This window comes from Agrococcus versicolor, assembly GCF_039531815.1.
Classification (GTDB): Bacteria; Actinomycetota; Actinomycetes; order Actinomycetales; family Microbacteriaceae; genus Agrococcus; species Agrococcus versicolor.
The window spans coordinates 210,012-235,925 of sequence record NZ_BAAAQT010000008.1 but is presented as its reverse complement, the minus strand read 5'-3'; the positions used below and the strand labels follow the sequence as shown (position 1 = coordinate 235,925).

Sequence of the window (25,914 nt, the reverse complement as noted above, 5' to 3'; positions counted from 1 at the left end):
GAGGTCAGCGGCGCCGGAACAGCTGCGCGGGCTTCCCCACGCCGCCGCGCGCGAGCTCGCCGGTCTCCTCGAGGAACGGCAGCATCGCCCGACGGAACGTGTCCGGCTGCAGTCGATGCCCGGCAACGGCCTCGTGGATGCGACGCAGCTCGCGCAGGGTGAACCCCTCGTCGAGGAGGCGGTCGGGATCGGGTCGCTCGGCGTAGCGTTCACGCATCCATTCGGCGGCGTGGACGACGATCGCGTCGTGGTCGAAGTCGAGCCCCGTCGCATCGACGAGCGGCGTCGCCTCGAGCCCCCCGGTTGCCCCGGCGCGCACCACCGTCACGTGCGCGACCGAGAGCACCCACCCGCGCGAGTCTCGATCCGGAGCGTCGAACACGAGCAGCTGCTGCGGTTCGACGTCCTCCACGCCGGCCTTCTGGCGCAGCGATCGGCGCACGGCATCCGAGAGCCGCTCGCCTTCATGGAGGAAGGTGCCGGGCAGGCGTCGCCCGCCGCGCGCGTCCGCCACGAGCCCCACCCGCAGCTCGTCGTCGACGATCGTCAGCACCGCCGTATCCACCGCGACGGAGGGTCGCGGGTAGTCGCCGAGGTCTCGGCCGCTGCGGCTGCGTTCCACGCTCATGCTTGCATTCAAGCAGATTCGCGCTAATGTCGGAGGCATCGGATTAGATCAGAAGTGAGCAAACAGGCGGGGGCTCCGCCACGACGAAGGGAGTCGACATGCGACTCAGCACCATCCAGAAGGATCGCGCCCTCGGCGCGATCATCGCCTCCGCGGCGGGCGACGCGCTCGGCGCACCGTACGAGTTCCAGGCGCCGTTGCCGACCGACGCCGACGTCGTGCTTCGCCCCGGCGGCCCATGGGAGCTCGGCGAATGGACCGACGACACCGCGATGGCAGTGCCGATCCTCCGGGCGCTCGCCGAGGGGCGACGTCTCGACGAGGAGGCGACGCTCGACGCGCTCGTCGCCGAGTGGGCCGGATGGCGACGCGGTGCGAAGGACGTCGGCGTCCAGATCGGTCGCGTGCTCGGCACGATCCGAAGCCTCACCGCTGCCGACGCGCGTCGTGCCGCTCGCATCCTGCACGAGCAGACCGGCCGGAGCGCCGGCAACGGAACGCTCATGCGCACGGCGCCTGTGGCGCTCGCCTTCCTGGACGAGCAGCCCGGCACGGAGGATCGTCTCGCGGCCGCCGCTCGTGCCATCAGCGATCTCACCCACTTCGACCCGGAGGCGGGCGATGCCTGCGTGCTGTGGAGCCTCGCCATCCGCCACGCGATCCTCACCGGCGAGCTCGACCTGCGCGGCCAGCTCGCGCGCATCCCGGCGGATCGCCGCGACGTGTGGGCAGGCCGCATCGACGACGCAGAGCGTCGCATGCCCTGGGACTTCCCGAAGAACGGCTGGGTGGTGCAGGCCCTGCAGGCCGCGTGGTCGGCGATCGTGCACGCCGACACCCTCGAGCAGCGACTGGTGCTCGCCGTCCGCTGCGGCAACGACACGGACACGGTCGCTGCGATCGCCGGTGCCCTGGCCGGTGCCGTGCACGGCGTGACCGCGCTGCCATTCCGCTGGCGTCGCCACCTGCACGGCTGGGCGGGCGAGGGGAGGGTCGGCACCCACCTCGACCTCCAGCAGTGGGCGGTGCTCGCGATGGGGAGGGGCCGCGCCGATGCGAAGGGGTGGCCGTCGGCCGCACGGTTCCCCGTGGGCGTCGATCAGACGCTCCTGCGGCACCCCCTCGACGAGGGCGTCTGGCTGGGCGACCTCGCGGCGCTCGACCACCTGCCGGCGGGCGTCGATGCCGTGGTCTCGCTGTGTCGCGTCGGCACCGAGCAGGTGCGGGTGCCGGCCAGCGAGCACCACCTGGTGTGGATCGTCGATCAGGATGGCGCGAACGCGGACGTCGACGGCGTCCTCACCGACGCGGCGGACGCGGTGGCGACGTTCCGCGAGGAGGGCTGCACGGTGCTGGTGCACTGCTTCGAGGCGCGGAGCCGGACGTCGGCGGTCGCCGCGGCGTACGCGGTGCGGCACCTCGGGGCAGCGCCCTCCGGTGCGCTCGAGGCAGTCTCGGGGGCCCTGCCGAACTACGGCCCCGAGCGCTTCCTGGTGGATGCGGTGCGTCGACTCACGCCCGCTGGCGGCGCACGGTGATCGCCGATCGCTTCTTGCTGCATCAGGCTTGGTGGATCCTGTCCGAGCTCTGCCGTCGCCACGAGCGGATGATGCTTGGGCGCTTCACGCATGAGCGCGACGGCGGCGTGCTGCTCGCCAAGCGCCACGACGTCGGCGTGGCAGCCAACCTCGTCGACGGCGTCCGGGTCCTGCAGCAGTCCGGCTCGACGCTCTTCACGTGGGACACGATCTTCCGGGCGGGAGGCGCGCACGACATCGTGCGGCAGATCGAGCGCATCTCGCCCCTCGGCATCGCCGAGAGCGCGCCGGCGACCACCCACCGCACCCTCGTCTACCGCCTGGCTGCGCAGCTGCTCGCCCTCCGACTCGACGACCGTCACGACTGGACCATCGAGCCGCTCGATGCGGCCGCGGTGATCCAGGGTCGAGCTCCTGCGGATTCGCTGGGCGAGGTGGACGGATTCCCGACCGTCCTCGCGGATCTCGCGCAGCAGCGCGAGGCGTTCGCGTCTGCGACCGAGATCCGCTTCGACGATCCGACGGTCGTGCCCCACCTCTGGGTCGTACGTCGAGACGTCCACGTCGCGATGGTGCTCGACACCGATGGCTTCGTGCACACGCGCGCGAACGGGCTCGTCCCCGCGTTCACCATCTACGAGGAGCGTGGGCGTGATCTCGACCGGGTCGTGCGGGCCGTGCTCGAGGCGGCGTAGGGACGCCTAGGAGCGTGCCGATCAGTGCAGAGGGCTCGTCACCAGACGCGTCGCGAACGCGAGGAAGACGACCCCGATCGCGGTGTTGCCGGCCACCGCGACGAGCGGTCGCCTCCGCACCGCCTCGGCGAGACGCGCCCCGACGAGGATGAGCGTCGTCAGGTAGAGCGCGCTCGTGATCTCGAGCAGTCCGCCCAGCAGCAGGAACGTCAACGCAGGCGCCTCGTAGGTGGGGTCGACGAACTGCACGAAGAAGGCGAACATGAACAGGATCGCCTTCGGGTTCAGGAGGCTGACGATGAGGGCGCGGCGGAACGGACGCTCGCGCCGAGCCACGCGTGCGGGCGCCGGCGCAGCACGCTCGGCAATCAGCGCCTCCTCGCGCACGTCGATCTCCGAGGCGTCGATGCCTGCAGCGTCGAGTCGGGCGAGGTCGACGGGGGAGGTGTCGGGTGCGGTGCGCACCTCGCGCCGCCCGCGCCACTGCCTCCATGCCGCGCGCAGCGACGTGAAGGCCAGCCAGGCGAGGTAGAGCGCGCCACCCCACTGCACGACCGTAAAGAGCATCGGGTTGGCGGCGAGCACGGATGCGACGCCGAGCGCTGCCAGCACGATGAGCACGCCGTCGCCGAGGAAGACGCCGGCAGCCGCCGCGTAGCCGGTCCGGATGCCGCGGCGGGCCGCGACCGACAGCACGTACAGCGAGTTCGGTCCGGGCATGAGGACGATGACGGCGAGCCCGACGAGGTAGCCGCCGAGGTCGGTGACGCCCAGCATGCAGCGATCCTCGCATCTCGTGAGGCAGGGGCGGCAGGTCGGATGCTGCCGTCGGTCGGTGAGACCCGCAGCTACGGCATCGCGGCGGTGAGGATCGGTTCGAGCACGATCCTGTCGTGCACGTCGTCGCGCAGCAGCCTCGTGCGACGGTGGGCGAGCTGCTCGCTCGAGATCTCGACCAGCTGGATGCCGTAGAGCGCCAGCTGCGTGCGCCGCCGCTCGTCGTATGCGAGCCGCTGTCGCGTGCGGTCCGACAGCGCTTCGCCTTCGATCTCGGCGAGGGGGCGGATCGCTCCCTCGAAGTACTGCGCGACGAGCGAGCGCTCGGGCCAGTACGCGTCGACGGGCAGCCTGCGTCGGCTGCCGCGCGCATCGGGGTCGGCGCGCAGCCAATCGAACGCGTACTGGCGCAGCGAGCGGAGGCCGATGATCTGCTCGCAGAGGGTCAGGACGTAGTGCTCGTCGCTGTCGGGCCGGACGGGTCCGGTCGACAGCGGGATGTCGAGCGTCTTCACGCGCGACGGCATCGTCAGAGCACGTCGGTCTCGACGTGCGCGAGCGGTGCCGGCACGGCGACGTCGTGCTCGCCGGCGGCGGCGAGGCGTCGCGCCTCGACGACATCGTGCGCGGGGGCTCCGCCGTCGGCGACGATCCACTCGCCCACGAGGGTGCGCGATCCGTCCGGCGTCTGCAGCGCGACGCCCGTGACCTCGAAGACGCCGTAGAGCGTGTGCTCGAGGCGCACGGTGGCGAGTTCGCCGTGCTGCAGGTCCGTCGCGGGGACGACGTCGCCGTCACCGTCGCCCAGCCCGTCGAGCACCTCGAACGCGCGAAGCGGGCTCGTCGGCTTGCCCGTGCCGGAGTCGAAGGGCCGGGCTGCGAGGAGTCGAGAGCCATCGGAGACGGTCACGGGCACGCCCGCGTACTCGAAGAGGCCGTAGCGATCCTCGCGGAACGTCGCGCGCACGGTGTCGAGCGCGTCGCGCTCTGCGATCGCGGTCGTCATCGCGGCGACGTCGCGCTTCGTGGCGGTCTGCGCTGCTGCGAGTCGGTCGATGGTGCTCATCGGCGGTGTCCTCTCGTCGGTGAGTCGTGCTTGGAGGATACGGGGACTCGAGCCGACGCCATGCAGATCCTAGGAATCTGTGGACGAGCGCATCGGTCGAGGTCGATCCCAGATCGCTGCGTACTCGTCCGCCACCATCGGCCACACTCTCGCGATCCCCTCGTCGAGCGTCTCGATCGGGGCGTCGATCGGGTCGAAGATGACGAACTCGTGCGGGATCTCGCGCCCTGCGCTGTCGCGGCGGCCGAGCGGATCGAGGAAGCGCAGCACGGTCGCGCCTGACACTCGGAGACAGAGGTCCGTGGAGTCCTGATAGCCGGAAAAGACGCTGTCGTACGACGAGAGAGGATCCTGCAGCCCGGCGTCGCGTAGGAAGCGGAACCCCCACTCCTTCCCGCGAGTGGCCCAGAGGAATCTCACCGCTGGCTGCGGAGCAGCTTCCTGTCCGCCTCGCCCTTCTCGAGATCCATGCCGAATCGAGTCAGAGCTGCGCGCAGGTAGTCGTGCTTCGCCAGCGCCGTCGCGTTCGCTTCCTTCAGCCTGTCGCCCACAAGCCGCAGCGCCTCATCGACCGTCTCCTTGGAGAGAAGGCCGATGGCGAATGCCACCGCTGGCCCGAACGGAGGCGGCAGGCGCTGGGCAAGAAGCGCGGCGCCGCCAAGGACCACTCCAACGAGAGGCTTCACGTCGGCGACCAACTGCTCAGCGACCTTACGCGGCAGGTGCTGCCCATCGGCCCAGCGCAGGTGCCGCTGCACAGGCAGCATTGCAGCGATAGGAAGGATGAGGTCGACCCCGACCCGCTTGCCGAGCTCGATCCGCTCCTCGCCGAACTTCGCCGACGACAGGAGCGTGAAGTCCTCGCCGACCGACAGCGCCTCCTTGCCCTCTACGAGCGTCCCCAACACGTCACGGAGCTCGTCGATGTCGGGGCCAGCCTTCTCGATGAGGAGGTCCCGGAACGCGAAGACGTCGAGATCGGGGAGGAGATCGCTCTTCGAGAGCGCGAAGATCCAGATCCTCGGGAACTCGACGAGCGGCTTGCCTCCGTCGAGCAGGTCGTCGCGCAGGCCGATCAGCGTGTTCTTGAAGTTGCTCATCACGTGACGGAGGTAGCGCTCCTCCTCGCCAGCGTTGTCGAGCAGCTTCTGCCCGTCGATGAGGATGAGCGCGACGTCGGCTCCGAGAAGAGAGCGGAACGTGTCGACCCGTCGCTCCGCCTCGATGTCGGAATCCGGCCGGCCGTCGAACCACTCGCCCGGGTAGTCGTGCCAGACCAGGCGCATCGCGTCGAAGGGTCGCGCCCGCGCGACCCTTGCGTTGCCGTCGGTTCGGAACTTCAACGAGAAGCCGTAGGAGGTGGCAGCGAAGCGGTTCGGCATCGGAACCCGCGCTGAGTCACGCATGCCGAGGTAGTTCCGATGCAGTCGAGCGCCCTGGCCCGCTTCGTCTGCGATCAGGTGGAACAGGTTGTCCTTCGCGTACCCAGGCTCCTGCGCGGCGCCGTAGAACGACGACAGCAACACGGTCTTGCCGCTGCCGCTCTCGCCGAAAACTGCGATGGACTGCTCTTGCTTGCGGCTCAACTTCACTCCCTCAGAGTAGGTGTTGCGACGCTAGGTCGCGAGGGTGACTCGACGGTCTCTTCGATCAGCCGAATGAACCGGCTCAGCGTCGAGACACCAGCCGGCGTCGTCGGCAGATGGTCCATCAGCGCCGGCGAGTGCACGAGGTATGCGGCCCACTTCGCGCGTGAGATCGACACGTTGAGCCGATTGCGCGACAGGAGGAACTCGATGCCACGAGGCACGTCCGTCGCACTCGAGGCCGCGAGGCTCACGATTGCGATCACGGCCTCGCGACCCTGGAACTTGTCGACCGTGCCCACCTGCACCGATGCGATCTCAGGGTGCCCCGAGCGCCTGGCCTCGGCGGCGAGCGCGTGGCGGATTCGCTCGACCTGCGCGTTGTAGGGCGTCACGACGATGAGGTCGTCGGCGACGAGACGGCGGGCCGCGGCGCCCGCGGTGCCGATCCACCCAAGGCCCAGGTGCAGCGCGACGATCCCCGCCACACGTTCCGCTTCGTCTGCAGACTCGTTCGAGTTGCCGTGGTGCTCCACCGGCACCGCGTGCAGTCCCGGGGTCACGCCGTCGAGTCGGCGCCCGACCGTCTCTCGGTGCGACGCGAGCTGGCCGTCGTAGGACAACCTCGACACCGGGTCGCTCATGGCTGCGTCCATTCGGCGGCTCTCCGCGAGGAAGTAGCCGAAGTCGTCGGGCAGCACCGCTTGGCCATCGATCACGTGACCCAAGGCGGAGTCGCCGACCGGCGCCGGGTGCGAGCCCTGCGTGACCTGTGGCAGCTGCTGGGGGTCTCCGAGCAGGAGCACACGCGCGGACGATGTCGCCGCAGCGATGGTGTTGGCGAGCGAGTACTGGCCCGCCTCCTCGATCACGAGCAGATCGAGCTGCTCGATCGCGACTCGCCCGCGGTTGGTCAGGTCCCAGACCGTCCCTCCGAGGACATAGCCGACGTCGGCACGGTCACTGGCCCAGGTCGCGTGACCGTTTGGTCCGATGGTGCTGAACTTGCGACCGTCGTAGTGAGTTCTCGACTCGCCGTTCGGGATCGCCTTGCCTACGAGCGACGCGTCCATGCCAGCGGTGACGATCGCGTCCAGCACGTTCTCCACGACCTTGTGCGACTGCGCAACGACGCCGACATGCCAACGATGTGTCCGTACGAGCTCGCTCACCACGTGCGAGGCGAGGTACGTCTTGCCTGTACCGGGTGGTCCTTGCACCGCGAGGTATCCGCGATCCATTCGGGTGAGAGAGCCCACGACGGCGCGGACGCCGTCATCTGCGTCGCGCATGGGCTCGAGGCCGCCCGACGTCTCAGGAGGCATTCCGAGCAGCAACGAGGCCATGGCATCGGCGGGCCACGCCGGAGCGGCGTCTCGCACACGCTCGCCCCACATCTCGATCGCTTCCACGAGGCTGCGATGCCGGGGCGGTTGGCCGGGCGTGACATGGGTGGGGTAGGTGCTCCAACCCTCCTGATCGTTGCCCTTCAGCTCCTCGACCCGGAGGGCACCGTCCTCGGACTCCGCAGGATCGAGGATGGTCACGCTTCTCGGAACGCGTGCTCCGGGCTGGTTGTCCGGTGGGACCTCGGGGGCGTCGTCCTCGAGGTAGAGGACGTGGCCCTCCCCGGGCTTCGGCGTGCCTGAGCCCGGAGCCCACTCCCCGCGTAGCCGCAGGATGCGGCGCAGCTTCTGCTGTCGGCCCTCCTTGTGCCACGAGCGCTCGACCTCCGACGACGTCACGGTGAAGACCCCCCGCGTGCCTTCCCAGTCTTCGGGCGGCTGCACGAGGCGGTCGAAGTGAGCCCACCAGAAGCTCTTGTTCTCACGACGGTGGAAGTCGATGGCTGCGGCGGCCAACTCGTAGGCGCGTGCGACACGCGGATCGTCGGAAGCGTCCGCGAGGGCGCGGAGGTCGAGGTCGAGCTGACTCTCGTCGAACGGATCGAGTGCCGCGGCCGCATCGCGCGCTTCAACGACGAGCCCCTGAACCTCGGGCCGCGAACGGAGCCAATCGCGCAGGCGGAGCGTCGAGATGCAGTCGTACTCGTTGTAGTCGGCGATGTCGACGAGGATCTGATGAGCATCGGCTTCTCTGCCCTCGCCGAGAGCGGCGCGAGCCCGCACGTACTCCGCGATCGAATCGCCGGCGTTGGTCACGCCATCCTCTCGGCGCAGCTCTTCACCCATGTAGAGAGGTTCGAGCTTCTTGATCGAGTACGACTCGACTCCGATCCGCATCGCCGAGCGCACCACCGTGTACAGGTCGACCAGCAGCCCCTCACGCAGCCATTGGTCGATGATCGCCTCGCCCTCACCGTGGCGCGCGGCGATGCTCAGCAGGTGCGCCTTCTCGTAGGACGCGTAGTGGTAGATGTGCATGCCGGGGTTGTCGGCACGTCGTCGCTCGACGAACTCGAGGAATCGCCGCAGCGCTACCCGCTCCTCGCCTTGATCGTGCGCCCAACGACAGTCGAAGGCGCCCTCAGAATCGACCCACCCGAACAGGTAGTCCAGACCCCAACGCTGCGCGTCGGCACGACCCGGTTCGACGTACATCGGATCGCCTTCGAAGTCGAAGAAGATGTCGCCCGCATCGGGCGCCGGAAGGGCGGCGATGGCACGTGGATCGATGACCTCGACGGGAATCGCACCCTCCGCCGCCTGCACCTGCAGGCTGGCCTGCAGGTGCAGCCTCGCGTACGTGCGCTCGGGGACCTCACACCCGTCGGGTCGCGTCGACGTCTGCGCGAGGGCCGCCACCGTGCGGATGCCGACTGCGCGGAGCCGAGCCCGTTGCGTGAGCAGCATCCCGGCGACGCGGATGACGTCGTCGGCCTTCTGCGCGACCGGGGCGCACTCGTCGCAGCGGCCGTCGATCGCGTAGCGGTCATCGCCCCACTGGACAGGACCGGTTGCGCGGCGATGCTCGGCGACGAGCTCGTGCATGCGCGCGGTGCGTCGACGGAAGACAGGAGCAACCTCGTCGATGTGCGCAAGCTCGGCACGCCCGTCGCCGAGGCGCAGCTCGACGTGGTCGTCGGCCGCGACCCCCATGCGTCCGAGCTGCTCGTGGTACGCGGCGAGCTGCAGCAGCGCAGTCACGCGCACGTGGCGAGCGAGCTTGGTGTCGACGACTCGGTATCGGCCGTCGGGTTGGCGCACCAGGAAGTCCGCGAAGCCCACGAACGGCAGCGTGGGATTGGACTCATCGAAGAACACGCCCTGGAACACCACCGCCACGCCGGCCCGCAGCGCCTCGAGCGTGCGCGACGCGAGCGCTCGCAGCTCGTCGGCGTCCCTCGCGTCGGCGGGCTTGGGCAGTTCCACGACTCCCTCGGCATGCAGGGTGCGCAGATGCTCGAGCCACTCTCGCTCGTGCACGTCGCCGAGCTGACCCGCTCTCTCGAGCATGGCATCTGGCGTCGGCTTCGGGTCGTCGATGCGCCCGAGCTTGCGGTCGAGCCCGCGTAGGAATGCGTACTCGCACTCGGATGCCGCCTTGAGGTCGCTCGCGCTCGTGACGAGCGCCTCACCCATGAAGTACATGCCGGCTCCTTCGCCGTCAGGGGTAGAGCAGGGCTCGTGCGCGCCGCACGAGGTCGTCGTCGCGTTCGAGGAGGGCGTCCGAGGCATCGAGGTGCGCGGCGACGTGCTCGAACGCGGCGAGCGTGCCGACGATCGGCACATCCCAGCCGCCCATGCTCGAACCGCCGCCGCCGAGCATGGCTGCAGCGCCGTCAGCACGGGACGCGAGGCGGTGCAGGCGTCCGTCCTCGAAGTGCTGGCTCGGGATGTCCCAAGCCGGGAAGCGCTCGAGCCGCTCGGTGAGGAACGCGCCGACCTCGACGCTCTCATCGAGGTGCTCGTACTCGTCGATGGCGCTTGCGGTGACTCCTGCGAGCGTCAGAAACTCCCGCACGCTCGCTTCGCGAGGCCATCCGGCGAAGTCCTCGGCGGTCGAGGCGTCAAGCAGCTCGAACTCGTTCTCGTCGGTCTCGATCCCGGCGCTCGAGGCAGACTCGTGGGTGTATCGCATCCCGGTCGAGCCGAAGACGAAGCGAGGGACTGCATGCATGACGTTGCCCTTCTCGAAGACGGCCGGTGCCGCTGGTCGCATGGTATGGCGTCCCGGTGACATTGCGTCGCAGAGAACTTTCGAGGCAGACGTGGATGAGGAGTTCCGCTACGCCGGGGCGACGGCGCAAGCGCTCCCTGCGCGACTACTCGCGTCTCGCGCCGAGGTACTCGACTTCGCTGACACGACTGCCGACTGACGAAGACCGGCGCCTGAGGTCAGTTGCCCCTCGAGTGCAGCTCGTGCCCACCCGCGAACCAGATGCCGGTCTGCCAGGACTTCCGATAGGTCCCCAGGAAGCCGATCGGCTTCACGACGACGTCGATGCGCCATGCCGAATTCCGATGCACCGGCAGCGAGCCTCCAGCCTCGCGAAGCGCGGTCGTCCACCCAGACGCGGATTCGCACATGAGCACTGCGCGCCTCGAATCTCGGTCGAGACTCAAACGGCGTTCAGGGTCTCCGTCGAGCGGGCCGCTCCAGTGGCCCTCCAGGTGCTTTCCCCAGGGCGAGTCGCCTCCGCTGCCGACCTCACGCTCCGTGACGATCGTCCCGCTCCACCTCTCGGCGTCATCGGAGTCATCTCCGCGGCTGCCGAACACCCCGCTGGTGTGGCCCGGCTTGTCGTGCGCCCAGCCGAGATATCGGTTCAGGAGGCCGTCTGACTCCCAGATCGCATCGACCAGGGCGAGACGCGGGTCATTGGTCGGCTTCCCGGAGTCGTACCACCAGCGAAGGCCCCAATCGTGCCGAGCCCAGCCCAGGGAGTACGTGAGCACGTGGTGCAACGCGTTCCAGTAGCCGACGGCATCTTCGTCGACCGTCTGGTGCGAGGGCGCGATCGGCATGCTCGATCCGGTATACGGGGCTTGCAACGCCCGATAGACGAGCGGGATGCCCCAATCCCAGTGCCACTCGCCACCGACCTGTTGCCTCGCGCTTCCGGAAACCCCGTCGAGTCCGCGCGGTGGCGCGGGCTTCGACACCCGGGTGAACCAAGGGACATGCTCCTTCATGAAGAGCTCACTGGCTCTGCGTGCTCGAGGAGTGATTCCGGCGCACGCACGGACCAAAGCGCCTCGGGCTCGTGCCCAACCGCCGCGCAGTTCGCGAAGGCCTCATCCTCCGATTCCCCGATTGTCTCGACGATCTCCAACTCCTTTCCGACGGCATCGGTGCCGGAATCTAGGACGAAGCGGTAGACGTACGGGCGGTCGGGATGCGGCTCGATGAGCAGCGGCCGAGTCGGCTCCATCGCGCCGTCGCTCACGACCATGCCTAGTTCGACGCGATCGCCGATCGACTCTGCGCTCAGGAGGGGCTGTCGAGCTCGTGCGGCAATCGTCACGTCGCGAACCGCCTCATCGATTGCAAGGACCGGGAAGGCACGGATCCCGCGCCAGTCGGCGTGGTGCAGGCGCTCGGACCGTGCGAGGTGCCAGTCGTCGTCGTAGGGCAGCAGCTCGACGAGGTCATGCTCGCCGAGTCCTGTCACGGCAGCGATCAGCCGAACGGCCTCGACGGCAGCTTGTCGGGGCTGCTCATCGAGGGGAACGAACCATGTCGTGCCGTGTCGCTCTGTTGAGTGCCGGTGAGCAATCTCGATCACCGTTTCAACACGAGCCGCGTCATCGCCGGAGCCGTCGAACTCGAAGCGAATGACGAGGCGCCTCCCCGGTTCATGCTCGAGGCGCAGGTTGATGGGCGATTCGGTGAACTCGTTGGCGTCGAGATCCTGGAGGCCCGTGCGGTCGACCAAGACACCCAGCCGAAGTCCCCAGTCGCCATGTGGTCGGTCGGCGATCAGGCGGATCTGACGCTTGTACGCAAGCGCGAAGGCCTCCTCGTTAGAGGCTCGAACGACTCCCCGGACTGGCCAGAGCAGGGCGAGGTGATCGGCGCCACTGTACCCGCTCGCACCGATGAGGTCGCGTGCGGCGTACGCCAGCTCGGCCCCGAGCAAGCCGTCGAGGGCGTTCTCGTCAAGACCCGCGGTCATGGCTGCGGCGAGAACGTCCTCCGACCGGATGCGCGTGACAAGTGCATCGCGATCCGCAGCCGTCAGAACCGTCAATGCATGCTGCAGAGCGTCGCGATGCGCTTCGCGCGAGCGAAGGACGCTGCTCGCGACCCTTCGGATCGCCCGTTCACGGCGGCCAGCGCTGGCAATTCGAAGCGTCGGGAACAAGGTCCGCGCCTCGGGATACCACTCCGCGAACTCGTCCACATGCGCTCCTCGTTCGAGCCTCGCGTCGCCCGTTGCGACGTCGCGATTCAGGCACAGCGTACGCGGCCCGACACGCCGACCCGAGGTTCTGTCAGGCGTCACCCGTAATGTCGGTCTACTCACCTTCGAAGGGGCGGGAGACATGGGCGAACTCATCCAGATGGGACACGGTGCCGCAGAGCTGCGGGAGCGTATCGCGCTCGTCGCTGCCGAGCACGAGCAGAAGCTTCTGGAGGCAGCTCAGCTCGACGCGGAACGGCTCGCCCTCGAGGATCTGCTGGCCCGCATCCTGGCCGAGATGGCGGATGCCGCGCGCCACCCCGTCGGGCTCGACCTCTACGACTGGCAGCGAGAGGCGCTGGACACGTGGCACCAGAACGAGCGCCGCGGTGTCATCGAGGCGGTCACTGGCGCTGGCAAGACTCGGATCGGCGTGGCGGCCGCGCGCGAGGCGATGGCGATGGCGCGATCGGTGATCGTGCTCGTTCCGACGATCGAGCTGCAGGGGCAGTGGGCGGTCACGCTGCAGCAGCATCTTCCGACTGCCCGCATCGAGCTGCTCGGTGGCGTGCAACGCCCGCTCGAGGATGCTGACATCTCTGTGGTCGTGGTCCACACCGCCGCGCAGAGGAAGATCCGCCGCCGCTTCCGCTCGGCACTCGTCATCGCCGACGAGTGCCACCGATACGCCAGCGACACGTTTCAGAAGGCACTCGACCGCTCGGCCGAATGGCGCCTTGGTCTCACCGCCACGTTCGCCAGACCCGATGGCCTGCACTGCAAGGTGCTCGACCCGTACTTCGGCGGCGTCATCTTCAGCCTCGGGTACGCGCGGGCGCTCGCCGACGGCGTCATAGCACCGTTCGACATCCACTTCGTTGGCGTCGATCTCGTCGGTGACGACCGCGCGGAGTACGAGACGCTCACGAGCCGCATCCGTCGGCTTCAGGTCGCGCTCGAGCAGTCGATCCCGGCGCGCTGGTCGACATTCGGTGAGTTCATGCGACTCGTCGAGATGGCAGCTCGCGATCCGCGAGGCGGTCAGCTCACGGCTGTCGCCCGAATGTTCACGAAGGCGATCTCGGACCGGCGACGCATCCTCGCTGACAACCCGGCGAAGCAGGAGCTTCTCGTGCAGCTCGCTCCCGCAGTCGCGGCTGCGAAGGGGGCACTCGTGTTCACGAATACACGGCAGACGGCCGTGCGTGCCGTCGAACTTCTCGAGGCGGAGGGCCTCACTGCGACCGCGGTGCACAGCGATCGCACCCGTGATGAGAGGAAGGAGGCGCTCGAGCAGTTCCGCGCTGGCGTGCAGCAGCTGCTCGCAGCACCCCGCGTGCTCGACGAGGGCATCGATGTGCCGGAGGCCGACCTCGCCATCGTGCTCTCGGCAAACCGCAGTCGTCGCCAGATGATCCAGCGCCTCGGTCGAGTCGTGCGAGTGAAGCCGGACGGCCGCCACGGTCGATTCGTCATCGTCTACGCGATCGGCACGGTGGAGGACCCGGAGGTGGGCTCGGGCCACGAGGAGTACCTCGCTGAGATCACGCCGCATGCTGCTGAGCTCGATTATTGGGTCGCGCCCGACGACGTGGATGCGCTGCTCGAAGCGCTCGGCACTGTCGTCGTCGAAGCGCCGCTGGCCGAGATCGTGCCGATCGACGCCGCGCCAAGTGCTGGCGGGGCGGTTCACGGCGACGAGCGGAGCGAGCCCTGGCCCGACAGAGACGTCGAGATCGTCTCCATCCCGATGGAGGAGGCCGGCCTTCCGCCTGTCCCATTGGTCGGCGAGGCGGGTCCCGAGCCGAGCATCGAGCGATCTGGAGAGGTGCGTGAGGGCGCCGACCCCGAGCGAGGCGACGCTGCGGCCGGCTACCTCGCTGTCGCCGCTACGCCCAACGACCGACCCGAAGGGTGGCCGCTCGACTGGCGCGACCTCTCTGTGCTCACGAGCGTGACCGACGACGCCATCCGGGACTACCTGCGCTCGATCAGTCGATTCCGGCTGCTCGAGGCGCATGAAGAGGTCGTGCTTGGCACGGCGATCAGCGACGGTCTCGCTGCAGGCGAGACATCGAGCGCAGGCATGATCCGCCGCGAGGTGCGCGCCCTACGAGCGCGGATCGCCCTCGGGCGTGAGGCAGAGGAGATCCTCGCCTCCTGCAACCTGCGTCTTGCCGTGAGTCTGGCGAAGCGGATGCCGCAGATCGGCTCATCGACGTTCCTCGACCGAGTACAAGACGCGAACGTCGGCCTCATGGCGGCCGTGCGCAAGTTCGACGCCACGAAGGGGTTCAAGTTCTCCACCTACGCGACGTGGTGGATTCGTCAATCCATCTCCCGCGCGGCAGCCGACAACGATCGGGCGATCAGGCTGCCCGTCCACATGGTCGAGAAGGTCAACCAGGTGCGCACTGTCGAGGCGCGCATCGAATCGGAGACCGGAGCCATCCCAACCCTCTCCGAGCTCGCCGCTGCGCTGGAGTGGAAGGAGAAGGATGTCATCGCGGTTCGTCGCATCATCACCGACGGTGACGCGATGACCTTCGACATGCCTGTCGGCGAGGACGATGACGTCGCGCTGCTCGTGCTCCTCGGCACGGAGGACAACGTCGCAGACTGGATGGAGGAGGAAACGACCACCTCCGCGGTCGCCAAGTCGCTCGAGCAGCTCTCGCCGCGCGACCGTCAGGTCATGGAGATGCGATTCGGCATGGGCGAGTACGACGGCTACCGGCACACGCTCGATCAGATCGGCGACGCGTTCGGCGTCACCCGCGAGCGGATCCGGCAGATCGAGGGGAAGATGCTCACTCGGCTCCGCCGGGATGAGCAGCTCCTCTCTCTGGGTCGCGAGTTGGGGTTCGTGAATGCCCAGTCCGTCGTCGAAGCGGTCGAGATGCCGTCTGCGATCGATGCTGCGTAAATGCAATGGCGTGTCTCGCGCGGCCGGGCGTGCTCGCGTATCGGAGAGTGGACGATTGAGGACGCTGATCGCTCGCGTCCCTGATGAGGAGCGTGGCTGATGGTCTCGGGAATCGTGCTGAAGGGAACTCTGCAGGAAGGCCTCGACCTCCTCGCCGAACGACTCGACCCCATCATCGCGAGCCGCCTGGCGAATGTGCTCCACGGCTTGTCGTGGCCCGTCATCCTCACGGAACTCGACCGGTCCCGCGGCAAGCCCGGCAAGCACTATGACGCCTTCGACCTACAGGCGCAGTTGCGCATGCTCACCGAGCGACTCGGGCAGCTCGGCCACCCGTTCGAGACGGAGGATCAGCCATCGCGTCTCATCTCGACGATCGGCAACGAGCTGCGAATCGTCCGCAACCGGTGGGCCCACGGCCACACCTGGACCGCGCTCGATGTCTGGAGGGCGCTCGACTTCGTCGTTCGGCTCCTCGATGGGTTGCAGGACGTCGACGGTGCGACGCGGGCGATCGGACTCCGCGACTCGATCGCAAAGGACGTGCTCGGCGAGACGGGTCATGCGCCAGCGGCCGTCGCGGCCCCGCTCGGCGCGACCACGCAGCCGCAGGCAAGCTCGGCTGCGCCGATCGTCATCGAGGTCGACGAACCCGTCGATGCGAGCGCCGAGACGGTCGAGCCTGAGGAATCAGTGATCGAGCGCGACGATGACTCCTCCACCCCGACGATCGGATCACGACGGAGCACGTTCGAGCCGTGGACACCTGTCCTCGTTGGCGACCTGCAGGTGCTCGATGACCTGCCGAAGAAAGCAGCGAAAGAGCAGGTTCGCGCTGTGGCCGTCGAGATCGTCGATTTCGAGGCACCAGTGCACATCGACCGTCTCGTGCAGCTCATCGCCGGTTCGTTCGGCCTCTCGCGGGTGTACCCAGCCAGAGCCGCGCAGCTGGCCCGTCAGGTTCGCGCTGCCGGACTCACGGTCGACGACGACAAGTTCGTCTGGCCATCGGGGTTCGATGCGGAGGCGTGGACGGAGTTTCGGCCGAGCTCGAGCGCGGTCCATCGCGAGTTCCAGAGCATCAGCCCACGCGAGATTCGCAACGCGGCTGCGTACATTGCGGCCCAACAGCCGAGTCTCGAGCGAGCCGAGCTCGAGCGGAGAGTTCTTCAGACGTTCGGCAAGAAGCGCCGCACAAAGGCGATCGCGGCGCACCTCTCGAAAGCGCTCGGGTAGCCGGATGGATTGCGCACCTCGGCCCTCGCACGACCGATACCGCCAGGCTCGGTCTGGGCGCACGGTAGTTAGCATGTCGTCACCGGCGTCGCTCAGGCACTGCGTCGCGAATGATTGCGAGGGTACCCGTGGATGATGCCGACCCCCAGCCTGCGAGGAGGGCGCGCTGATGCCGATCATCGACAACGTCAGCGAACTGTTCGGCGACGACCTCAAGGCTCAGATGCAGCCCGGCGAGCGCGTGCGGATCGCGGCGTCCACCTTCTCCATATTCGCCTTCGAGGCGCTCAAGGACGAACTCGAGCAGGTGGAGGGTCTCGACTTCATCTTCACGCACCCCTCGTTCCGCGAAGCAAATGCTGCTCAGAAGCCCGATGCGGAGCAGCGACAGTTCTTCATTCCAAGCGATCCGCGTCGCGATTCCGCCCTTTACGGGTCAGAGTTCGAGATCCGCCTCCGCAACAAGCTTAACCAGCGCGCGATCGCTCGCGAGTGCGCTGAGTGGGTACGCAAGAAGGTGACCTTCCGAACGAATCGCACCGGAGCCCCGATGCAATCGTTCGCTGTCGTGGGCGAACATACGGCGTACCAACCGCTCCAGGGATTCACTGCTGCGGATCTTGGCTACGAGCAGGGTCCCGGTGTGACGAACTGGGTCATCAAGAACGAGTCCCCGGTCGAGTCGAAGATGTATCTGAAGCTCTTCGACCAGATCTGGCACAACGAAGACCAACTTGAGGATGTGACGCAGAGGGTTCATGACCACATCGCCTCTGTCTATGAGGAGAACTCACCTGAGCGCGTCTACTTCCTCATTCTCTTCAACGTCTTCTCGAGTTTTCTCAACGACCTTAGCGAGGACGTGCTACCGAACGATCGCACGGGCTATCAAGACACCGAGATCTGGAAGGCTCTCTACGATTTCCAGCGCGATGCAGCTATCGGCATCATAAACAAGCTCGAAACTTACAACGGTTGTATATTGGCGGACTCCGTCGGCCTGGGGAAGACATTCACGGCCCTGGCTGTCGTGAAGTACTACGAGCTGCGAAACAAGTCCGTGCTCGTGCTTGCTCCAAAAAAGCTCTGCGACAACTGGCTCACCTACAACCAGCCGATCGTGACTAACCTTTTCGCCAAGGATCGTTTCAACTACAAGGTCCTTGCGCACACCGATCTCTCACGTGATCGCGGCAATGCCTTCGGGATTCCTCTGGATCAGGTCGCCTGGGGAAACTTCGATCTGGTCGTCATCGACGAATCTCACAATTTCCGGAACGCTGACTACCTCGAAGAGCGCGAGACCCGTTATCAGCGGCTCATGCGAAGAGTCATCCAGGCGGGCGTCAAGACCAAGGTCTTGATGCTCTCGGCGACGCCGGTGAACAATCGCTTCACGGATCTTCGCAATCAGCTTGCACTCGCCTACGAGGGCGAGTCCCAGGCCCTCGGATCGAAGGTGCGTCTCTCGACAAGCGTCGAAGAGGTCTTCCGCCAGGCGCAGCGCGCCTTCAACGAGTGGACGCAGCTGCCGGGGCAGCAACGCACCGCCGAGGCCATCCTTGGTCTGCTCGACTTCGACTTCTTCGAGCTCCTGGACGCGGTCACGATCGCGCGATCTCGGAAGCACATCCAAGCCTTCTATGACACGAGCGAGGTCGGTGCATTCCCCCAGCGCCTTGCGCCGGTGTCCTTGCGACCCGAACTGTCTGACGTCGCCGGTGCCCCATCGTTCAATGCGATCTTCGACGCACTCGCCGAGCTGACCATGGCCGTCTACGCACCGCTCTCTTACGTTTTCGAGAGCCGTCGCGGCAAGTACGAGGAGCTGTACGGCAATGCTGGAGCAGCTGCAACCGCGCGCGATGGGGGTGCAACCATCGGCGCGGTGGGGCGCGAGTCCGGTGTGAAGCAGCTCATGACCGTCAACCTGCTGAAGCGACTAGAGAGCTCAATCGAGTCATTCAGGCTGACGCTCGAGCGAATGGCCCACGGAGTCGGCGAAGCGCTCGCTGACCTCGACGCAGGCGTGACTGCGGCGAATGACCTAGGGAGAGAACTCCGCGACGTTGACGCCGAGGATGACGACTTCGAGGTACCGATCGCCGCCGTCGGCGGCAAGGTCAAAGTCGATCTTGCCGACATGGACGTCGAGAGCTGGCGTCGAGACCTTGAAGGCGACATGGCCGTCATCGAGCGACTGCTTGCAGGCGTCAGGCTGGTGACGCCCGAGCACGACACGAAGCTCCAGGAGCTCAAACGCCTCCTCGCCGAGAAGCTCTCGGCGCCGCTAAACGAGGGCAACCGAAAGATGCTGGTCTTCTCGGCATTCGCGGACACCGCGAAGTACCTCTATCGGGAGCTCGCACCGCTCGCGCGAAAGGCTTCGGTCGAGGCCGCCCTCGTCACGGGGCAGGGCAGTCCCACGACGTCGCTTGGGGCCGGATTCGATTTCCAGCGCACTCTGTCGCTGTTCTCGCCTCAGTCGAAGCGCCTGCACGTGATCCTGCCCGACGAGACGCGAGAGATTGATCTGCTGATTGCAACGGATTGCATCAGTGAGGGTCAGAATCTTCAAGATTGCGATTATCTGGTCAATTACGACATCCACTGGAACCCAGTTCGAATCATCCAACGCTTCGGTCGCATCGACCGCATCGGTTCATCGAATGAGCGAATTCAGATGGTAAACTTCTGGCCGGCGATTACGCTCGACGAGTATATCAACCTCAAAGAGCGCGTCGAGAACCGCATGATGATTGCGAATGTGGTGGCCACCGGCGACGACAATCTGCTCATGCCTCAGAGCAAAGATGCCGAGTTCCGCAAGGAACAGCTCCGAAAGCTTCAGGACGAGGTAATCGAGCTCGAGGACGTTCGAGCCGGGATCTCCATCACTGACTTGGGTTTGAATGACTTCAGAATGGACCTCCTCGCCTTGAAGGAGCGATTTGGAGACATCGCGTCTTCGCCGAAGGGCATCCACGCCGTGGTGCCCTCTCGGCCCGGGCAGGGCCTCTTTCCCGGTGTCATCTTCGCCCTGCGAAACGTCAACGCCGACGAGCACCTCAACCGCGGCAACCGCCTGCATCCGTACTACCTCGTGTACCTCGGCGATGACGGCTCTGTTATCGCCGACCATACCCAGGTCAGGCATCTGCTCGATCTGGTGCGGCTCGGAGCGAAGGATGCAACCGAGCCGATCTGGAGCGTCTGTCGACTCTTCAACGAGGCAACGCGTGACGGCGCTGAGATGTCGAAGTACAACGGCCTCCTTACGGACGCGATTCGATCGATGATCGAGGTCACGGACGAGCGGGACATTGCCAGCCTCTTCGCCCCGGGTCCGAGTACTGCGCTCGAGCAGACGATCGCGGGCCTCGACGACTTCGAGCTCATCGCCTTCATCGCAGTGGTTGACGAGGCGGCATGATCTACGCCTGGCCCTCGCGGTCGCAATATGGGGCGGTCATCCCGAAAGCCCAGATCTACGAGCATGGTCCTGTGTCCACTCGGACGAGGGCGCGCTTCGTCGACGAGGTTCGCGAGTTGCGGTGGTCGCACAAGTTGTCTCCTAGGACGACCGGACTCCCCGCGTCGAAAGCGATCAACGAGATCGAGGTCATCGCGGTTCGCGCCAAGGGTGAGCGGGTGCATCCTTCAGTCCTTGAGGCCATCGCCCGTGCAGTACCTGAGCCTGTCGTCTTCGAGGTCATCTCGGACGTGGGGATTATGACCGCGATGCTCAACGAGGATCCGAGACGGACCTTGTTGAGTGCAGATCCTGATGCCCTGGACGGAACGAGAACTGCGCTGCCCGTTGCGATTGACCTCGCTTCACTCGTCGATGCTCTGCGCCTCAGCCTCATGCCGCTTGCAGCCCGTCGAGGTGAGAACGCTGAGGACCTGCAGCGGCGGTTGGTCCGGATCGATGCCCTTAGCCGTCGAATCGCGATGCTCGAGAGGCGTGTGCGCAGTGCGCTGCAACTCAATCGCCAGATGGCATCCCGACGAGAACTAGTTGCCGCGCGTGTGGAACTTGCAACACTGATGGAGGAAGACGAGAAGTGAACGCCGACGGATTCACAATGCACTCGCGAGATCAGACAGCGCACAATATTGACGCTATCGCTCGTCTCTTCCCTGGCTCGGTGGTCGAGACCCGTGACAAGGGCGGCGCGGTGCGCCGGGCCATCGACTTCGACGCCCTGCGCCAGGAGCTCTCGGATCACATCGTTGAAGGACCGCAGGAGCGCTACCACCTCAACTGGCCAGGGAAGCGCGCCGCGTCGTTCGTTGCCAGTGCGCCGACCACACAGACTTTGCGACCGATGCGGCATGCCTCCGTCGACTTCGACACCACACGCAACCTCTTCGTCGAGGGAGACAACCTGGAGGCACTCAAGATCCTCCAGGAGTCGTACCTTGGCAAGGTCAAACTCATCTACATCGACCCGCCCTACAACACTGGCAACGACTTCGTATACTCAGACGACTTCTCGCAGTCGACAGAGTCATACCTGGAGCGCACAGGCCAGCGCGCCTCGACCGGCGAGAGGCTAAAGGCGAACCTTGAGTCGAATGGTCGCTTTCACTCTGACTGGCTCAGCATGATGTATCCGCGGCTGAAGCTAGCGCGCAACCTCCTTCGCGAGGACGGCGTGATCTTCATGTCAATTAACGACGCCGAGTTTGAGAATCTCAAGCACCTCGGCAACGAAGTCTTCGGCGCGGGTAATTTCGTCGGCACAATGGTCTGGGCTGCCGGGCGCAAGAATGATTCACGATTCATCTCGGCGTCGCACGAGTATATTATCTGCTTCGCTCGCGACCTTACCGGACTGCGGGAACGAGCAATTGACTGGAAGGTGCGCAAGAGGGGCCTCGACGCGATTTACAAGACCGCTATTTCGCAGGTCCGACTTCATGACGGAGACTTTGAGGCGGCGTCAGCCGGGCTCAGGAAGTGGTACTCGTCGCTCCCGGACGGCGATGAAAGTAAACGGAACAAGCACTACTCGCGCGTGGACGCCCGCGGTGTGTACTTTCCGGGTGACATCTCGTGGCCGAATGGTGGTGGACCGCGATTCGAGGTCCTGCACCCGAAGACAGGCCGGCCTGTCAGGATCCCTACGGGAGGGTGGCGTCTTCAACAGGATGCAATGGCGACGTATCTCAGGGAGGATCGGATCCACTTCGGGCCCGATGAGACTACGGTTCCCACTATCAAGCGCTATCTCCAGGACACTGAGATGGAAGTGGCTTATAGTGTCTTCTATCAAGACGGGCGCGCCGCGACTAAACGTCTTCGAGAACTTCTGGGTGCGGCGGTATTTGACTTTCCCAAGGACGAGACCGTGCTTCAGACACTCGTCGATATGACAACCGCCGACGACGACATCGTCATGGACTTCTTTGCGGGCTCGGGATCAATGGCACATGCCGTCATGGCCGCGAACGCGAGTGACAGGGGTCGGCGTCGGTTCGTCCTTGTGCAGCTTGATGAGACCGTCGACCCGCGGTCGGGCGCGGCGAAGGCGGGCTTCTCGCACATTGCAGAGATTAGCCGTGAGCGAATCCGTCGAGCGGCTGACGAAATCCGCGGGAAGTCGGATCTGGGAGACGCGGACTTTGGCTTTCGAGCGCTCCGGGTCGGCTCGAGCAATTTCGTCGACGTCTTGACCACGGCGGATGAACTTGACCAGGCGACCCTTCTGGGATTGGCGGCCTCGATCCACGAAGACCGTTCCGACGAGGATCTGTTGTTTCAGGTTCTGCTCGAGTGGGGGGTCGACCCAACGCTTCCGCTGGAGCGCGAGCAGATCGACGGGCAAACGATCATGAGCGTAGACGGTGGCGCTTTGCTGGCCTGCTTCAGCGAGCGCCTCACGGAGGCCGTCGTGCTGGAGATGGCTCGTCGTCAACCTCTGAGGGCCGTCGTCAAAGATGCGGGGTTTGTGACGGACGCTGCGCGAATCAACGCTGAGCAAGTCTTCGCTGAGCTCGCACCCGGCACCCGACTTAGGGCGCTGTGATGGAGCTTCAGTTCAAGGTCCAGCCGCATCAGACCGCGGCCGTTGACGCCGTCGTCGAGTGCTTCTCTGGCCAACCGAGACTGGACGGCATCGAGTATCAGATTGACCCTGGGCGCTCGAACCGTATGGCAGTCGACTCCGGGCTTCGAAACGCTGAGCTCGCGCTCGGACGGGACCAGTTGCTCGCGAACATCACTCGAGTGCAACAAATCACCCCGGGCCTCAAGCGTTCCACCGGCCTTGTCGCCAGCCCCGCTGCGCCGATCAACCTCGACGTGGAGATGGAGACGGGTACGGGAAAGACCTACGTGTACATCAAGACGATGATGGAGCTGTATCGACGCTTCGGCTGGTCGAAGTTCATCGTCGTCGTGCCGAGTATCGCCATCCGGGAAGGCGTGTCGACGACATTCGCTGCAACGGCCGCCCATTTCGAAGAGGAGTACGAGACGAAGGCGAGGCACTTCGTCTACAACTCGCGACGACTTCACGAGATCGAGAGCTTCTCCGCGAATCCCGGAGTGCAGGTGATGATCATCAACGCTCAGGCGTTCAATGCGACCGGGGCCGACGCGAGGCGCATCAACGAGGAACTCGACGAGTTCCAGTCGAGGCGCCCGATCGATGTGATCGCTGCGAACCGTCCGATTCTGATCATCGATGAGCCGCAGCGGCTCGGTAGCGATCCGAAGAAGCCCTCGAAGACGTTGCAATCGCTGGCGGCGTTCAAGGCTCTCTTCGCCCTCCGATACTCGGCGACACATCGCATCGACCACGACAAGGTGCATCGTCTCGATGCCGTCGACGCGTATCGACGGAAGCTGGTCAAGCGCATCGAGGTGCGAGGCATCTCCGTGCGTGCCCTTGCGGGAAGCAGTGCGTACCTTTTCGTCGATGGAATCGAGGTCGGTCGTGGCCCCGATTTTCCGCGCGCTCGCGTCGAGCTCGAGGTGTCGTCGGCGTCCGGGATCGGAAGGCAGGTGCGCCGGGTTAGCAGAGGCACCAGGTTGCACGATCTCTCCGGTGGGATTGAGGCATATCGTGACTTGATCGTGATCGACGTCGACGCGGCGACGGCGACGGTCACTCTGAGCAGCGGCGACGAGATTGCTGTCGGAGAGATCAGCAAGGACGTCACCGACGACGTGAAGCGTGTCATTCAGATCCGAGAGGTGATCGCGGCTCACCTCGACAAGGAACGCCGGCTCTTCGGGCAGGGCATCAAAGTCTTGTCGCTCTTTTTCATCGACACGGTCGCGCGCTATCGGGACTACGGGCGTGCGGACACCCTTGGCGAGTACGCGCTCGCGTTCGAAGAGGAGTATCAGCGGGCCGTGTCCCAGTTGCTGGGCGAACTTGCTCTCGACGACGAGTCGCGTGCGTACCGCGAGTATCTCGAGAGCATCTCGGCGCGTGCGACGCATCAGGGCTACTTCTCCGTCGACAAGCGATCCGGCACGCAGGTCGACGGAAGAATCAAGAAGACCGGCGATGAAGCTGGATCCTCGGACGATTCCGACGCGTACCATCTCATCCTCCGGGACAAGGAACGCTTGCTCAGCCTCGCGGAGCCAGTGCGCTTCGTTTGGTCACATTCGGCGCTCCGTGAAGGCTGGGATAACCCGAACGTCTTCACGATCGGAATGCTGAAGCGTAGCGACAGCACGACGTCTCGTCGCCAGGAAATCGGCCGCGGGCTGCGGATCGCCGTCAATCAGCGTGGCGAGCGAACTGACGCGCCGGGAGCGGTGCACGACATCAACGTGCTGACGGTCGTGACCGACGAGGCGTATGCGAGCTTCGTCCAGGGTCTGCAACAGGAGATTGCGAGCACCCTCTCCGCGCGACCGCGCAAGGCGATGCCAAAGTACTTCGAGGGACAGGTCGTCCTCGACGCGGCGCGCGATGAGGCGAAGGTGATCTCCGCCGACGAATCTCTGCAGCTCCGCCATTGGCTGGCAATGCACGGATTCGTGGATCACCTGGACCAGTTGACGCCAGCGTGGATGGATCGCGATCTCGCGGGGGAGCTGCCGGCGCTCCCCGAATCGCTCGCGGCGTTCGCACACCAGGTGATCGGACTCATCGACGCGCTGGTGGTCGACATCCCGCGACCGATAGATGGGCGTGCAGCCACGACGATCGCGCTGAACGCTGCGAACTTCGAACGATCCGAATTCCAGGACCTCTGGAAACGGATCAGCAAGCGAGCTATCTACCGAGTCGAGTTCGACTCCAACGATCTTGTCGATAAGGCGGTGGCCTCGCTCGATGGTTCGCTCAAGGTCCCCGCCATGCAGTACGTCGTCGAGGAGGGGGTGCAGGCCGCGGACCTCGAGGCGCATGATCTGACCGAGGGCACGGGCTTCGCCGGGCATCAGTCGCGACTGGAGCATGCCAGCCTCAGCGCAGGTTCGACCGTGACGTATGACCTGATCGGCGAGGTTGCTGCAAAGACTGCGTTGACCAGGCGCACATGCGCTCAGATCTTGAGGCGAATCAAGCCCACGACGTTCGCCTTGTTCCGACGGAATCCTGAGCGCTTCATCACAGAGGCAAGCCGCCTCATCGACGCGGCGAAGGCAGATCGCGTCGTTCAGCACATCGCGTACGACCTTGTGGATGGCGCGCTCGATTCGCACATCTTCGCGGGCGGGCAGACCTCAGTTCCGCTGAGCAGCCTCGGCGCACGCCTCGAGAAGAGCGTCCAGGACTTCGTCGTCACGGACTCTGCCGTCGAACGACACTTCCTCGAGGCTCTCGAAGCAAGTGGCGAGGTGGTGGTCTACTCGAAGTTGCCTCGTGCGTTCTCCATCCCAACACCGGTCGGGCGCTACAACCCGGACTGGGCCATCGCGTTCGACCGAGACAGGGTCCGGCACGTCTACTTCGTAGCGGAGACCAAGGGCTCGGCGGACGCCTTCGACCTCCGGCCGGTCGAGCAAGCGAAGATCGATTGCGCCAAGCGATTCTTCGAGGATCTTGCCCGACCGGAGGACCCCGACGCCGTTCGGTATGACGTCGTGACTGACTTCGAGAGCCTGCTTCAGCAGGCCACGGGTCCAGTCTGAGCTTTAGACCGCCTGCGCTGACGGACTCGCTGCCAACCTGTCGAGCAAG

At 65.8% G+C, this 25,914-nt stretch carries 18 protein-coding genes; 8 read left to right on the top strand and 10 right to left on the bottom strand.

Features of this window, described 5'->3' with window-relative positions:
* Positions 1–4: 4 nt before the first annotated feature.
* Positions 5–628, bottom strand: coding sequence for an NUDIX hydrolase (locus ABD249_RS13510; protein WP_344344425.1), 624 nt, complete (start codon positions 626–628; stop codon positions 5–7).
* A 98-nt stretch (positions 629–726) separates the two neighbouring features.
* Between ABD249_RS13510 and ABD249_RS13505 the strand changes: the two genes are divergently transcribed.
* Positions 727–2,166 carry an ADP-ribosylglycohydrolase family protein gene (locus ABD249_RS13505; RefSeq protein ID WP_344344423.1) on the top strand — a complete coding sequence of 480 codons (1,440 nt, stop codon included), beginning with the start codon at positions 727–729 and terminating at the stop codon, positions 2,164–2,166.
* Entirely contained in the window at positions 2,163–2,861 is a 699-nt protein-coding gene (locus ABD249_RS13500; protein WP_425546340.1) for a TY-Chap2 family putative peptide chaperone, read from the top strand. Before ABD249_RS13505 ends, ABD249_RS13500 begins: the two co-directional genes overlap by 4 nt.
* A 21-nt stretch (positions 2,862–2,882) precedes the next feature.
* Here the strand turns inward: ABD249_RS13500 and leuE are convergent, their stop codons facing one another.
* The 9 genes from leuE to ABD249_RS13455 form a co-directional block, all read right to left on the bottom strand.
* Complete coding sequence (leuE, locus tag ABD249_RS13495) at positions 2,883–3,638, bottom strand: leucine efflux protein LeuE (RefSeq protein WP_344344419.1); 756 nt, start codon at positions 3,636–3,638, stop codon at positions 2,883–2,885.
* 71 nt (positions 3,639–3,709) lie between these two features.
* Positions 3,710–4,153: a hypothetical protein gene (locus tag ABD249_RS13490; RefSeq protein WP_344344417.1), complete on the bottom strand. Its 444-nt coding sequence runs from the start codon at positions 4,151–4,153 to the stop codon at positions 3,710–3,712.
* Between the two features lie 14 nt (positions 4,154–4,167).
* Positions 4,168–4,704: a hypothetical protein gene (locus ABD249_RS13485; protein WP_344344415.1), complete on the bottom strand. Its 537-nt coding sequence runs from the start codon at positions 4,702–4,704 to the stop codon at positions 4,168–4,170.
* Between the two features lie 69 nt (positions 4,705–4,773).
* Positions 4,774–4,974: a hypothetical protein gene (locus tag ABD249_RS13480; RefSeq protein WP_344344413.1), complete on the bottom strand. Its 201-nt coding sequence runs from the start codon at positions 4,972–4,974 to the stop codon at positions 4,774–4,776.
* 146 nt (positions 4,975–5,120) lie between these two features.
* Positions 5,121–6,296 carry a TRAFAC clade GTPase domain-containing protein gene (locus ABD249_RS13475; RefSeq protein ID WP_344344411.1) on the bottom strand — a complete coding sequence of 392 codons (1,176 nt, stop codon included), beginning with the start codon at positions 6,294–6,296 and terminating at the stop codon, positions 5,121–5,123.
* Entirely contained in the window at positions 6,293–9,841 is a 3,549-nt protein-coding gene (locus ABD249_RS13470) for a TM0106 family RecB-like putative nuclease (protein ID WP_344344409.1), read from the bottom strand. Before ABD249_RS13470 ends, ABD249_RS13475 begins: the two co-directional genes overlap by 4 nt.
* Before the next feature lie 16 nt (positions 9,842–9,857).
* Complete coding sequence (locus tag ABD249_RS13465; protein WP_344344407.1) at positions 9,858–10,331, bottom strand: hypothetical protein; 474 nt, start codon at positions 10,329–10,331, stop codon at positions 9,858–9,860.
* Between the two features lie 257 nt (positions 10,332–10,588).
* Positions 10,589–11,386, bottom strand: coding sequence for a hypothetical protein (locus ABD249_RS13460; protein WP_344344405.1), 798 nt, complete (start codon positions 11,384–11,386; stop codon positions 10,589–10,591).
* Complete coding sequence (locus ABD249_RS13455; RefSeq protein ID WP_344344403.1) at positions 11,383–12,597, bottom strand: hypothetical protein; 1,215 nt, start codon at positions 12,595–12,597, stop codon at positions 11,383–11,385. The genes ABD249_RS13460 and ABD249_RS13455 overlap by 4 nt, the downstream gene beginning before the upstream one ends.
* 142 nt (positions 12,598–12,739) lie before the next feature.
* On the opposite strand from ABD249_RS13455, the gene ABD249_RS13450 reads away from it, so the two are divergent.
* The 6 genes from ABD249_RS13450 to ABD249_RS13425 all read left to right on the top strand — a co-directional run bounded on the left by ABD249_RS13450 (position 12,740) and on the right by ABD249_RS13425 (position 25,865).
* Positions 12,740–15,523 (top strand): sigma-70 family RNA polymerase sigma factor, encoded by a 2,784-nt coding sequence (locus ABD249_RS13450; RefSeq protein ID WP_344344401.1) that lies wholly within the window; start codon positions 12,740–12,742, stop codon positions 15,521–15,523.
* A 99-nt stretch (positions 15,524–15,622) separates the two neighbouring features.
* On the top strand, positions 15,623–16,759 hold the full coding sequence (locus ABD249_RS13445; protein ID WP_344344399.1) for a DUF3320 domain-containing protein: 1,137 nt from the start codon (positions 15,623–15,625) through the stop codon (positions 16,757–16,759).
* A 169-nt stretch (positions 16,760–16,928) separates the two neighbouring features.
* On the top strand, positions 16,929–20,192 hold the full coding sequence (locus ABD249_RS13440; RefSeq protein WP_344344397.1) for a helicase-related protein: 3,264 nt from the start codon (positions 16,929–16,931) through the stop codon (positions 20,190–20,192).
* Positions 20,189–20,830: a DUF4391 domain-containing protein gene (locus ABD249_RS13435; protein ID WP_344344395.1), complete on the top strand. Its 642-nt coding sequence runs from the start codon at positions 20,189–20,191 to the stop codon at positions 20,828–20,830. Before ABD249_RS13440 ends, ABD249_RS13435 begins: the two co-directional genes overlap by 4 nt.
* Before the next feature lie 80 nt (positions 20,831–20,910).
* A complete protein-coding gene (locus tag ABD249_RS13430; RefSeq protein ID WP_344344393.1) occupies positions 20,911–22,794 on the top strand; it encodes a site-specific DNA-methyltransferase in 1,884 nt (627 codons plus the stop codon).
* Positions 22,794–25,865, top strand: a complete 3,072-nt coding sequence (locus tag ABD249_RS13425) for a restriction endonuclease (RefSeq protein ID WP_344344391.1) — start codon at positions 22,794–22,796, stop codon at positions 25,863–25,865. Before ABD249_RS13430 ends, ABD249_RS13425 begins: the two co-directional genes overlap by 1 nt.
* The last annotated feature ends 49 nt before the right edge of the window (positions 25,866–25,914 follow it).

What these genes read in the sequence shown, in the direction of transcription:
- ABD249_RS13425 (WP_344344391.1), top strand. Translation starts at nt 22,794, where the DNA reads ATGGAGCTTCAGTTCAAGGTCCAGCCGCATCAGACCGCGGCCGTTGAC.
- ABD249_RS13440 (WP_344344397.1), top strand. Translation starts at nt 16,929, where the DNA reads ATGCCGATCATCGACAACGTCAGCGAACTGTTCGGCGACGACCTCAAG.
- ABD249_RS13435 (WP_344344395.1), top strand. Translation starts at nt 20,189, where the DNA reads ATGATCTACGCCTGGCCCTCGCGGTCGCAATATGGGGCGGTCATCCCG.
- ABD249_RS13460 (WP_344344405.1), bottom strand. Translation starts at nt 11,386, where the DNA reads ATGAAGGAGCATGTCCCTTGGTTCACCCGGGTGTCGAAGCCCGCGCCA.
- ABD249_RS13465 (WP_344344407.1), bottom strand. Translation starts at nt 10,331, where the DNA reads ATGCGATACACCCACGAGTCTGCCTCGAGCGCCGGGATCGAGACCGAC.
- ABD249_RS13470 (WP_344344409.1), bottom strand. Translation starts at nt 9,841, where the DNA reads ATGTACTTCATGGGTGAGGCGCTCGTCACGAGCGCGAGCGACCTCAAG.
- ABD249_RS13485 (WP_344344415.1), bottom strand. Translation starts at nt 4,704, where the DNA reads ATGAGCACCATCGACCGACTCGCAGCAGCGCAGACCGCCACGAAGCGC.
- ABD249_RS13445 (WP_344344399.1), top strand. Translation starts at nt 15,623, where the DNA reads ATGGTCTCGGGAATCGTGCTGAAGGGAACTCTGCAGGAAGGCCTCGAC.
- ABD249_RS13450 (WP_344344401.1), top strand. Translation starts at nt 12,740, where the DNA reads ATGGGCGAACTCATCCAGATGGGACACGGTGCCGCAGAGCTGCGGGAG.
- leuE (WP_344344419.1), bottom strand. Translation starts at nt 3,638, where the DNA reads ATGCTGGGCGTCACCGACCTCGGCGGCTACCTCGTCGGGCTCGCCGTC.
- ABD249_RS13510 (WP_344344425.1), bottom strand. Translation starts at nt 628, where the DNA reads ATGAGCGTGGAACGCAGCCGCAGCGGCCGAGACCTCGGCGACTACCCG.
- ABD249_RS13505 (WP_344344423.1), top strand. Translation starts at nt 727, where the DNA reads ATGCGACTCAGCACCATCCAGAAGGATCGCGCCCTCGGCGCGATCATC.